Origin of the sequence: Priestia koreensis, assembly GCF_022646885.1 — a bacterium.
Lineage (GTDB): Bacteria > Bacillota > Bacilli > Bacillales > Bacillaceae_H > Bacillus_AG > Bacillus_AG koreensis_A.
Genome location: NZ_CP061868.1, coordinates 4,251,575 through 4,262,650 on the forward strand (window position 1 = coordinate 4,251,575; position 11,076 = coordinate 4,262,650).

The window sequence follows — 11,076 nt, forward strand, 5'->3', positions numbered from 1 at the left end:
ACTACTCATTTTCATTCTAATGTTTGTGACAAGGCCACCTGAATTAAAATGGTTGTGCCTTTGCCTTCACGAGAGTTGATATTGATTTTTCCATCTAATAAATCAACTCGTTCTTTCATTCCGATTAATCCGAAGGAATCTTCCTTCTTTTGTTCGATTTTAAATCCTTTTCCATCGTCCTTCACTAAAAGAATAACATGGTTTTTGGAAATTTCAATCTTAACCTGTATTTCCGAAGCTTCTGCATGCTTTAGTGCATTAGTCACGGATTCTTGGACAAGGCGAAATAATGCTACCTCCAATTTTGAAGGAATTCGGACTTCTTGTCCAATGGAAATAAACGTTATTCGCGGATTTCCGTTGTTGTACTCCTCAATTGTGGCTAGATATTTGCGTAATGTGGGAATTAGGCCTAAATCATCCAGTGCCATCGGTCTTAAATCATATATGATTCGACGCACTTCATAAAGAGCAGATCTTACCATTTTTCGCAAATCCCGAATTTCTTGTAGGGCTTCCTCAGGGCTTCGTTCGCGATATACACGTTCTACAAGCTCTGAGCGAAGCATAACGTTCGCCAACATTTGAGCAGGACCATCATGAATTTCACGAGAAAGTCGTTTTCTCTCTTCCTCCTGCGCTTCAATAATGCGGAATCCAAAGTATTCTTTTTCAATCGCGTCCTCAACGATCTCTCCGACCTGCTTCAAATCACTGTTTAGGTAATTTAATACGACCGTAATTTGACCAGCGAGATGATCGGCGCGCTGAATCGTTTCAGACAGAGCTTTTAATCGTCTCTCTAACTCGTCCCGACGTTGTCTCAGCTGCTGTTCATTTTGTTGATTCATTAAAAGCTTCGTTTGTAACTCATGCGCCTTTTCATACGCGTCGCGCACTTCAGGCTCAGAGTAGATTTTAAAATGACGACTTACTTCAGACAGACGTCTACGAGCCAGTCTTGCGTGAAGCTCTAGCTTCTCCCCTTCAGCAATCGTTGATAATACCTGCTGTTTTAGGTCATCTAGTTCCTTCTTAATTCGTTCATACTCTTGTCTTGCGTCTTCTGCAATTAAGTAGATTTCACCTTTGCTGTCATCTACGGTTTGAATAATATTGTCTAAAATTAAATCAAGCGATTCGCCTGTTAATCGTTTTTTTGCCATACTGTCACCTCATGCAAGGTTGCTTGCTGAAAACTCATTCAGTGGTATACACACAGAGTGTCCTTATACCTTTCGTGTGAAGAGCTGTCTTTATAAGGATAGATCCACTATTTTTTGAAAAAAAGGTTTCCTTTACCTTATCATGTACAAATCGCTTCCCCAACTAGCATGAAAAATGAACTCAGCGCTAATGTCGTTATTTGCAGCATGTATAATAGACGCTTTATAATAAAGAAAGGTTACAGGATTCGTTAAAAATCGACATAACATTGCGAAACCGATTCACTATCCTGTTCAACATTCTGAGGCTAAACCAGTGTGCGTTCCAGAGAGAACAACCTCTTGTTTAAAATACGGATGTCTGTCAGAATAGAGAATTTGACATCTACTATATACCCACATTTCCCAAAATATAACTCACAAATTGAAGGAGGCTTTCCTAATGTTACCTCACTATTATACCGTAAAAGAATACGGAGAACATGAAATCGTTATTCAAAAATCACGTTTTATTTGTCATGCAAAACGGGCAACTACTGAACAAGAGGCACAGGAATTTATTCAAGAGATCAAGAAAAAGCATCGTGACGCCACACATAACTGTTCTGCCTACTTGATTGGAGAGAACGATCAGTTCCAAAAAGCAAATGATGACGGTGAACCGAGCGGCACGGCTGGTGTACCGATGCTAGAAGTGCTAAAAAAGAAAGGTCTAAAAGACACGGTTGTCGTTGTAACACGCTATTTCGGTGGCATTAAGCTCGGCGGAGGCGGACTCGTTCGAGCATATGGTGGCTCTGTTTCTGAAGGTCTTCAGGCCATCGGCATCGTAAAACGAACGCTTATGCGAGTTATGCATACAAAAGTGGATTATACGTGGCTTGGCAAGCTTGAAAACGAGCTTCGTTCCTCCGTTTACGACGTAAAAGAGATTCACTATGCAGACGCAGTCGAAATTGAAACCTATGTCGAAGATGCTGAAACAGAGGCATTCACAGCTTGGATGACAGATCTAACAAACGGCCAAGCAACCATTGAAAAAGGCAAGCAAACCTACCTTGAACAAGACGTAAAATGAATGATTTACGAATGAGAAAAAATTATGTACAATGTAATTTAGCATCGCGACGTGCAGTGCTTCTGTAAAGATTTTTGACAATGAATGAATAGAGACGATATCATAAAAATAAAGCGATGAAAAAAGAAAATCTTTTTCATACATACTTAAACCACTCTGTGGTAAATGCTCTGCGCTACTCCCCACTTTTTTTAAAAAAAGTGGGGTTTGTAGCCGATTAAGTTTGAAGATGCTTTTCTCTGTCACTTATTCAAAACCGCGTAATATCTTTCAAATGACAAAACAAAGAGATGTTTGGAAGGAAAAAGCGCGCGACATGCAATTCTGTATATTTTGTAAAAGGTCAAACTACCGAAAATTGTATAAAGGAGAACTTGTATGCCTGAATTTAAGCGATATCAGAAGAAAGTAAACAAGCGAAAGCGCAGAAAGAGACTGTTTCTTCTGTTTGCATTACCGATCTTACTTGTTGGTTTAAGTGCCACTGCTTATGGCTCCTATTTGTTTGCCAAAGCAAAATCCGTCGTGAACGACTCATTCGAAGCAGTCGGTGATCGACACAAATCACCACTTCGTGATAAGCAGGTTGACCCGAAGAAAGACAACTTCTCTATTTTGTTTATGGGTGTCGATGATAGCGACTCTCGAAAGTTTGGAAACAATACGAGAACCGATGCCTTAATTTTGGCAACATTTAATAAAAAAGATAAATCCGTTAAAATGGTTAGTATCCCGCGTGACGCTCGCGTGTACATTCCAAAAGAGGATCGTCGAACGAAGATCAATCACGCATACGTCTCAGGTGGAACAGCTGGAACGATTGATACAGTCGAAAACCTGTTTCACGTACCGGTTGACTACTACGTAAAAATAAACTTTAAAGCATTCATTGAAATTGTGACCGCCCTTGACGGCATTGAATTCGATGTTCCGTATGATATGGTCGAGAAAAATTCACATGATAAGCATAACGCCATCGTGTTGGAAAAAGGAAAACAAGTGCTGAACGGGGAAGAAGCGCTCGCTGTTGCCCGTACACGCAAACAAGACAGTGATATCTACCGCGGACAGCGTCAACAGGAAATTATGAAAGCCATGATTTCAAAAGCCGCAAACATTAGCTCCATCGGTAAATACGGAGACCTAATTGAAGCAGTTGGAAACAATATGAAGACGAACTTAACGTTTGGTGAATTGTTATCGTTCTATGATTACGCAGCAGAAGGCTCCAATATTAACATTGAGAACTTCACGATTAAAGGTGACGATGATACGATTAACGGCATTTACTATTACAAACTAAATGATGAGTCCGTAAACGACATTTCAGATACGCTAAGCAAGCATTTGGAGGTTCAAAGATCCACTTTTGAGCCTGAACAACAATAAAATCAATACTCAACAGCAAGCGGTAAAAAGCCGCTTGCTTTTTTATTGACTTCACAAAAAAGCCCCAGAGCTAAGCTCTGGGGCTTTTTTCAATTTCGCAACTTGAACACACGTACCATATTCAATATTGGACGATAGTTCTTCCCAACGAGTCCGATCTTTTCTACAATAATTTCGATGGCGAGGGTTAAAATAGCTAATACTAAGAATGAACCCCACATCGTTACTTTCGAGAAGATAACAGCAGCTAAACCAAATATTGCGCTCATGCCGTAAATGATTAGCACAGTTTGGCGATGACTATATCCAAGATTTAATAAACAATGATGTAAGTGTGATTTATCCGGTGCAGATAGTGGTTTTTTATTCACTACGCGTCGAATAATGGCAAAGAATGTATCAGAAATCGGTACACCAAGCACAATAACAGGAACGATGAAAGAAATAATCGTAACGTTTTTGAACCCTAGCAGTGACAAGACGGAGATCATATACCCTAAGAAAAGAGCACCAGTGTCTCCCATGAAAATTTTCGCCGGGTGGAAGTTGTACACTAGGAAGCCTAATGTTCCACCGAGAACGATCATTCCCATACTTGCAACGAACATGTCACCTTTCATAATCGCCATACCAGAAATGGTAATGAGTACGATTGATGACACACCTGCTGCTAATCCATCTAAACCGTCAATTAAGTTAATGGCATTTGTAATTCCGATAATCCAAAGCATTGTCAATGGAATGCTTAGAAAACCAAATTCAAGTGTACCGCCAAAAGGCAAGTTAACAAAATCCACTTGTACGCCGCCATATACAACAACGATCCCAGCTGCTAGCACTTGACCTAACAATTTGATCTTCGCTGAAAGCTCGATCATATCGTCTAGCACACCGGTAATGATGATGATGGTACTACCGATTAACATCGCATCTACCTTCACATATTGGCTATTTGGAGTCAGGATAAAGTAACCAATTAAAAAACTGATATATATCGCTAATCCGCCTAAACGAGGCATGATTTTTTGATGTACTTTTCGATTGTTCGGTTTGTCTGTTGCTCCTATTTTAAAGGCGAGCTTTTTGACAAGAGGCGTTACGAGTACGGAGGCTATAAAGCAAATCAACAAGGTCATATAATCCATATAGACCCTCCTTATTATTTAGAATAACCATTCCAGGATAAATTGCATCATTAAATTACAATATTTTTTTAAAGCTCACGAAAAACATACTGTTAAAAAAGTTAGAATTTCACAGAATGGATTATATCACATATGTACATATCGTTAAAATATCTTTTTTGTAATTTTTGTAGAATGATAGAAGTAGGAAGGATTAAAGCAGCTCAAAAAAGATGATGTACGTACTAGTCTATACCCCCTTTTTCACCTAAAAACAAACATCTTTTTTAAAGATGCTGACGTTTTTTATCTTATGTTGTTATATTTTAACTAATATACCATAATAGTAGAATTAATTGCCATTTTTTTATATGATTTTACATGATATACTAAGTTAGGAAATTAATGAAGGAGAGCATCGAGAATATGTTATCTTTATTTAGAAAATCATGGAAAGAAACGAACGATCGTCGTTTAAAACCATACTGGAAATTAGTCGAGCAAATTAATGCTCTAGAGCCTACGATGGAAGCTTTATCTGATCAAGAATTACAAGCAAAAACCATCACATTTAAAGAAAAATTACAAAATGGCCAAACCATTAATGATATTAAAGTCGAAGCGTTTGCCGTAGTGCGCGAAGCAGCAAAACGTATCCACGGCATGCGTCACTATGACGTACAGCTTATCGGCGGCCTTGTTCTAACGGAAGGAAATATTTCCGAAATGGCAACTGGAGAAGGAAAAACGCTTGTCGCGTCTCTCCCTAGTTATCTGCTTGCCTTAGAAGGCAAAGGTGTCCATGTTATTACCGTGAATGACTATTTGGCAACGCGTGACTGCGAAACCATCGGAAAGATTCATGAATTCCTTGGACTAACGGTTGGCTTGAACTTGCCACAGATGGAACCTGACGATAAAAAGGCTGCTTATTTAGCAGATATCACATACGGAGTGGGAACTGAATTCGGTTTCGACTACCTTCGTGACAACATGGTCGGTGATCCATCTCAGCGAATTCAGCGTCCCTATCACTTCGCTATTATTGATGAAGTGGATAGCGTCCTAATTGATGAAGCAAAAACACCTCTCATCATCGCAGGAAAGATGAGTTCAAGCACGAGCTTGCACCGTATCGCTGCGAGTGTAGCCAAACGCTTTGAAAATGATGTGGACTATAATTTTGATCCTGAAACAAAAGCAACAAGCTTAACAGATGAAGGAATTGAAAAAGTAGAACGAGCTTTTGGCATCGACAATCTATACGAACTAGAACACCAAACGCTGTATCACTATATGATTCAAGCCGTACGTGCTCATGTCATGTTTGAACGAGATGTTGATTATATTGTTAAAGATAATAAAATTATGCTCGTGGACATGTTTACAGGTCGTATTATGGATGGACGTAACTTAAGTGACGGACTTCATCAAGCGATTGAAGCAAAAGAAGGGGTAGAAATTACGGATGAGAATAAAACGCAGGCATCGATCACGATCCAAAACTACTTCCGTATGTACCCTCGCCTTTCAGGCATGACGGGGACAGCAAGAACAGAGGAAAAAGAATTTCAGCAAATTTACAACATGCTAGCTATTCAAATTCCAACGAACAAACCAAAAGTTCGTGAGGACATGTCAGACCTTGTTTTTAAAACCATTGATGCAAAATACACAGCGGTTGTAAAAGAGGTAAAGTCTCGTCATCACAAAGGACAGCCTGTTTTGATTGGAACAACCTCTATTCTACAGTCTGAAAAGATTGCTGAATATCTTACAAAAGAAAAGCTTTCCTTTGAGCTATTAAACGCAAAAAGCGTGGAGCAAGAAGTAGACCTTATCTCACAAGCTGGACAGCGTGCTCATATTACCATCGCCACAAATATGGCTGGACGTGGAACTGATATCATGCTTGGTGAAGGCGTAGCAGAATTAGGTGGTCTACATGTTATTGGGACAGAGCGCCATGAAAGCCGCCGTATTGACGATCAATTAAAAGGCCGCGCCGGACGTCAAGGTGACCCGGGATCAAGTCAGTTCTTCATCTCACTTGAAGACGACATGTTCCGCCGCTTCGCACACGAAGAACTGGAAAAAATGCTTCCTTCGATTAAAACGAATGAAGATGGTGTTGTATCAAACGCGAAAATTCAAGATTTCGTTGAACGTACGCAGCGAATTGTCGAAGGATCTAACTTCTCTCTTCGCGAGTATAACCTCAAACTTGATGACGTGATTAACGAACAGCGAAACGTCGTGTACAAACTAAGAAACAATCTACTTGAAGGAGCAAATAGCATTGAGCTAATTCTCCCTATGATTGAAAATGCAGTGAAAGAAGAAATTGATCTACACTGCTCTGAGGAATTGCCACCAGACGCATGGTCATTAAAAGAATTAAATGAGGAAGTAAACAAACTCATTGCCTTACCTAAAGTGGACCTTCCAGATACAGCAGATGAGCGCCATGAAATTGAAGAAACGATTAAAGAAGCAGTCAAAGCCTATAAGGAAGCCATCGCTCCTTATGAAGAAGACGAAACGGTACAGACAACAATGCGTCAAACAATGCTTATTCTTCTTGATAGTTCATGGACACGTCACTTAGAAGATATGAATCGCTTGAAAGAAGGAATTGGACTTCGTCAGTATCAGCAAGAAGATCCAATGCGATTGTATCAAAATGAAGGGTTAGCGATTTTCCAACGAATGTATGGTCAATACGAGAAAAGCGTGGCATTTCAATTTGCAGGCTTGCTTGAACAAATTTATCAAACACAAAGCTAACAATAGAAAGGGGCAACCAAACCATGTTATCTTTTCTGAAAAAATGGCGTGATGGAAAAGTAGAAAAAACAGGTGAAGAAACGGCCGTCTCCTCTGAGGAGCTTTTAAATGAAGCTGCAGAAGAAACAAACTCTGATGAAGATGTCTATACAGCTCTTTCTCTAGATCCTTCTTGGACGTTAGAGTCAGAAGATAAGTATGTTTATCAATATTTAAACAATGAGCTTCCTCCATTAAAACCAAATCAGATTTCACTATCTGGAATTGAGTTAAAAATGGAAGACAATTACCTACAGGTGATGGCATTTATTAGAAGCTCCCTACCAAAGGCAATCCAATTTGAAAATACGGTATTGTTATTAATTGGACCCGATGGACAAGTACTAGCAAGAAAAGAATTTGATCTATCCACTCTTGGAGAATTACCTGCTAAAAGTAGTCGACCGGCAGCCTTTTTATTCGAACCGGCCTCCCTTCTAGCAAGAGAAATTCCTCTTGAAGGATGGAAACTTGCATTTGAACTTAAAAAAGAATCTGTTCATTCGCTCGATTTGCCTGAAAGCTGGAAAACAGCTTTACCTGAGGAAGAGCAACAAAAGCTTCATCAAATTGTGGAGTCATTAGAGCCGCCGCAGCCCGGTGAAGTAAACTTTTTTGGCCTTCAAGCCGATCCAAACGAAAACTTTGATCTCCACGTAACGGTCTTAATTCGTAACGGTAGTGACCGCAACATTCAAATTCAACAACTACCACTTCAAATTGAAGATGCTAGTGGAGATATAGTGGCAAAAGGTAGCTTTGAATTAGATGATTTCGAAATCAAAGCGAATACCACAAAACCTTGGACGTTTATCTTTCCAAAACAGTTACTGCTAAAAGAAGAAGTTGATTTCACTCGTTGGAGAGTTATGCCGATTCAGAACGAAGAATAAAAAAAGCGGTTGATCATGTGATCAGCCGCTTTTCTTATCACTACAAAAAATAATGCAAATAGACCTATACAGTCTCCTTCACTTTTATCTTCGTTTGACTTAAATCTATTGAACTATTACTATTTTATTAGTAAATCTTCTTTTTATATATACAAAAATTGGATAAAAAGCAAAAAAGATGCTCTATGGAATCCATAAAGCATCTTTCCTGGCCTACAAACCAACCTTCGCTTGCCAAAATGTAAAACAAAACAGGAGTTTGTATTACATTAAGTATTGTAACACATGAACCAATTTCTACAAATAAAAAATATGAAAATATTATATATTTTACCTAAATTAATTAATAGAAGAAAAATATTCTAATTAAGTCACAATATATAAAAAAACTAATAAAAAAGTATTGAACATATATACCTAATTATTTTATGTAAAATAAAGGATTTTAGCCATGTTTTTTCAGACAGCAAAAAGCCCTCACGAATGACTCATGAGGGCTTTTCGTATTCTTTATTTAGGGCGACGAATTGACGCTTGATGCATCGGTTTCTCCATATGTACGGAAGCAGCCGATATTTTCGCTTTACTAATACCAGAAGTTGTAATTTCTTTAATGATACCATTTTGAATGCCTACTTTTTCAGCAGCCGTTACAACATCTGTGTTTCGATTAGCAGATGTGCTGTAGAACGTATTCAGCTTCTGAATTACTTGAGAAGCGACTTGGTCGTAGTCCCCTTTTCCGTAATAGTTAAAGTAGCTATACGCACTGTCCCAATACTCTACGATAAATCCTGCAATTTCTTTTTTATCAGAAGAATTAAAGGTTACCCAATCACTTCCATCAAGCGCAGCAAAGCTATCATACGTACTAGTAGAAGCAATATCCTCTAGCATAAATGATACATCCCACATTTCAGATGTTCCATCTTTGTAATAAAGCTGAATTTCATCGCTATTAATTAAATCTACTTTGACAACATCATAGTAGAAGTTTTGCGCAAATAAATTGAGCGCACGCTCCATGAACTTGTTTTCTTCAAACTTCATTTGATAAATAAACTTCGCGACCGCTTCCCTTGTAGACGGACCACCCGGATTAAATTTTCCATTTGATCCAGACAGGAAGCCAATGTTTTCTAGGAAAGCGACTTGAGCCTGTGAACGTCCTGCAATGACGTTGTAGTCTTTAAATTTCGAATCAAAGTCAAACAGAATCGCATAATCCTCTAATCCCATTGCACGAACAAACATCGTAGCCATGTCCTGACGCGTAATATACGCAGTTGAATTATACGTTGTAGCCGTTACACCTGCTGTAACACCTTCATCTAAAAGAGCTCCTACATACGGTTTATAGGCCGTTGGAACGTCTTTAAAGTTTTTGGCAGCTCCAGCATCTAAGTGATAGTTCATCGCCAGAGAAAGCATTTTTGCAAACTGTAGACGCGTCACGTTTTCTTTTGGATGAAACGTTCCGTCGCTATAGCCTGAAATAGCTCCCGCTTTTGCTAAGGCTTCAATCTGAGTTTTCATTCCTGAATTTTGAATATCTTTAAATAGTGTATCTGCATGTGCGGACATCATCATTTGACTTGAAAGCATCACTGTCAAAGCGGCTGTAACACCTAGTTTTTTCATGTTTTTTAAACTCTCCTATTCTCACGTTATACCTCCATTTTAATATTTTACCAAGAAAGTATATATAGGTATTTAATCACCATTAATTAGAAGATAACGGAATTAAATAACTGATTTTACTAGTTATATTCTGACTATATGCCTAACGTATAAGATGGACAAATGTTAACAAAATGTTCTGATAGTGATGTAAAATAAGAACGTATACTACGACATGAACGAGGTGCAATCGATGAAAAAGAAGTGGATTATCGGAGCTTTACTTGGTAGCTTTCTGTCTGTTGTGACAAGCTTATTCTTGTCTAAGCGCATTCGTCAGCAAAAAAAGGTGGAGCAGCAGATTAATGACTCTACTCTATCGGTCCTACAAAAAGCAGAACAGCTTTTGATCGTAACAGCTGAGAGTGATCATACGTCTAACGCAACGCTTGTATTTCTTGAAAAGCGTGATGGAAGCTGGAAACGCGTGATGAAGCCTATCTCCGTTTTGATTGGGAAACACGGAATGACTACGAAAAAGCAAGAAGGCGATGGAAAGTCACCAATCGGTGTGTTTTCTCTTGGAACCGCATTTGGTCATCACGAGGTGACAGACTTACACATTCCTTATCGCCAAACATCACCTCACGATTATTGGGTAGATGATGTGGAATCACCTGATTACAATACGTGGGTACATGAAAACGGCAACCCTGAAAAACGATGGTCATCATTTGAGCGAATGAATCATCCTCTTTATAAGTATGGAATCGTTGTAAACTATAATGAAGCTCCTATTATTCCAGGCAAAGGAAGCGCTATTTTTATGCATCTAACAAATCAAACGACCACCCATACGGCTGGGTGTGTCAGCATGCCTGAACGAGATTTTCTCCCTCTTCTTTACAAACTAGAAGCGGAAAAGCACCCTGCAATTGTTATAGCAGAAAAATCAAACTTGCTGTCTGTTCTATCTTAAT

At 38.9% G+C, this 11,076-nt stretch carries 8 protein-coding genes; 5 read left to right on the plus strand and 3 right to left on the minus strand.

Annotated features, from left to right (window positions below):
• Positions 1-11: 11 nt before the first annotated feature.
• Positions 12-1,166 (minus strand): sensor histidine kinase, encoded by a 1,155-nt coding sequence (locus IE339_RS22340; protein WP_053403640.1) that lies wholly within the window; start codon positions 1,164-1,166, stop codon positions 12-14.
• A 442-nt stretch (positions 1,167-1,608) separates the two neighbouring features.
• Between IE339_RS22340 and IE339_RS22345 the strand changes: the two genes are divergently transcribed.
• Entirely contained in the window at positions 1,609-2,244 is a 636-nt protein-coding gene (locus tag IE339_RS22345; RefSeq protein WP_242171852.1) for a YigZ family protein, read from the plus strand.
• A 378-nt stretch (positions 2,245-2,622) separates the two neighbouring features.
• Entirely contained in the window at positions 2,623-3,633 is a 1,011-nt protein-coding gene (locus IE339_RS22350; protein ID WP_242171855.1) for an LCP family protein, read from the plus strand.
• 89 nt (positions 3,634-3,722) lie between these two features.
• On the opposite strand, the gene IE339_RS22355 is transcribed toward IE339_RS22350, so the two are convergent.
• Positions 3,723-4,778, minus strand: a complete 1,056-nt coding sequence (locus tag IE339_RS22355; RefSeq protein ID WP_053403643.1) for a glycosyltransferase family 4 protein — start codon at positions 4,776-4,778, stop codon at positions 3,723-3,725.
• Positions 4,779-5,183: 405 nt separating this feature from the next.
• Between IE339_RS22355 and secA2 the strand changes: the two genes are divergently transcribed.
• Complete coding sequence (secA2, locus tag IE339_RS22360; RefSeq protein WP_242171862.1) at positions 5,184-7,544, plus strand: accessory Sec system translocase SecA2; 2,361 nt, start codon at positions 5,184-5,186, stop codon at positions 7,542-7,544.
• 23 nt (positions 7,545-7,567) lie between these two features.
• On the plus strand, positions 7,568-8,476 hold the full coding sequence (locus tag IE339_RS22365) for an accessory Sec system S-layer assembly protein (RefSeq protein ID WP_242171867.1): 909 nt from the start codon (positions 7,568-7,570) through the stop codon (positions 8,474-8,476).
• A 510-nt stretch (positions 8,477-8,986) separates the two neighbouring features.
• On the opposite strand, the gene IE339_RS22370 is transcribed toward IE339_RS22365, so the two are convergent.
• Positions 8,987-10,117: an S-layer homology domain-containing protein gene (locus IE339_RS22370; protein ID WP_242171871.1), complete on the minus strand. Its 1,131-nt coding sequence runs from the start codon at positions 10,115-10,117 to the stop codon at positions 8,987-8,989.
• A gap of 232 nt (positions 10,118-10,349) precedes the next feature.
• On the opposite strand from IE339_RS22370, the gene IE339_RS22375 reads away from it, so the two are divergent.
• Positions 10,350-11,075, plus strand: coding sequence for a L,D-transpeptidase family protein (locus IE339_RS22375; protein ID WP_242171874.1), 726 nt, complete (start codon positions 10,350-10,352; stop codon positions 11,073-11,075).
• Position 11,076 lies beyond the last annotated feature (1 nt).

Excerpts from the sequence above, each read along its gene's own strand:
- IE339_RS22340 (WP_053403640.1), bottom strand. The coding sequence starts at position 1,166 with ATGGCAAAAAAACGATTAACAGGCGAATCGCTTGATTTAATTTTAGAC.
- IE339_RS22345 (WP_242171852.1), top strand. The coding sequence starts at position 1,609 with ATGTTACCTCACTATTATACCGTAAAAGAATACGGAGAACATGAAATC.
- IE339_RS22350 (WP_242171855.1), top strand. The coding sequence starts at position 2,623 with ATGCCTGAATTTAAGCGATATCAGAAGAAAGTAAACAAGCGAAAGCGC.
- IE339_RS22355 (WP_053403643.1), bottom strand. The coding sequence starts at position 4,778 with ATGGATTATATGACCTTGTTGATTTGCTTTATAGCCTCCGTACTCGTA.
- secA2 (WP_242171862.1), top strand. The coding sequence starts at position 5,184 with ATGTTATCTTTATTTAGAAAATCATGGAAAGAAACGAACGATCGTCGT.
- IE339_RS22365 (WP_242171867.1), top strand. The coding sequence starts at position 7,568 with ATGTTATCTTTTCTGAAAAAATGGCGTGATGGAAAAGTAGAAAAAACA.
- IE339_RS22370 (WP_242171871.1), bottom strand. The coding sequence starts at position 10,117 with ATGAAAAAACTAGGTGTTACAGCCGCTTTGACAGTGATGCTTTCAAGT.
- IE339_RS22375 (WP_242171874.1), top strand. The coding sequence starts at position 10,350 with ATGAAAAAGAAGTGGATTATCGGAGCTTTACTTGGTAGCTTTCTGTCT.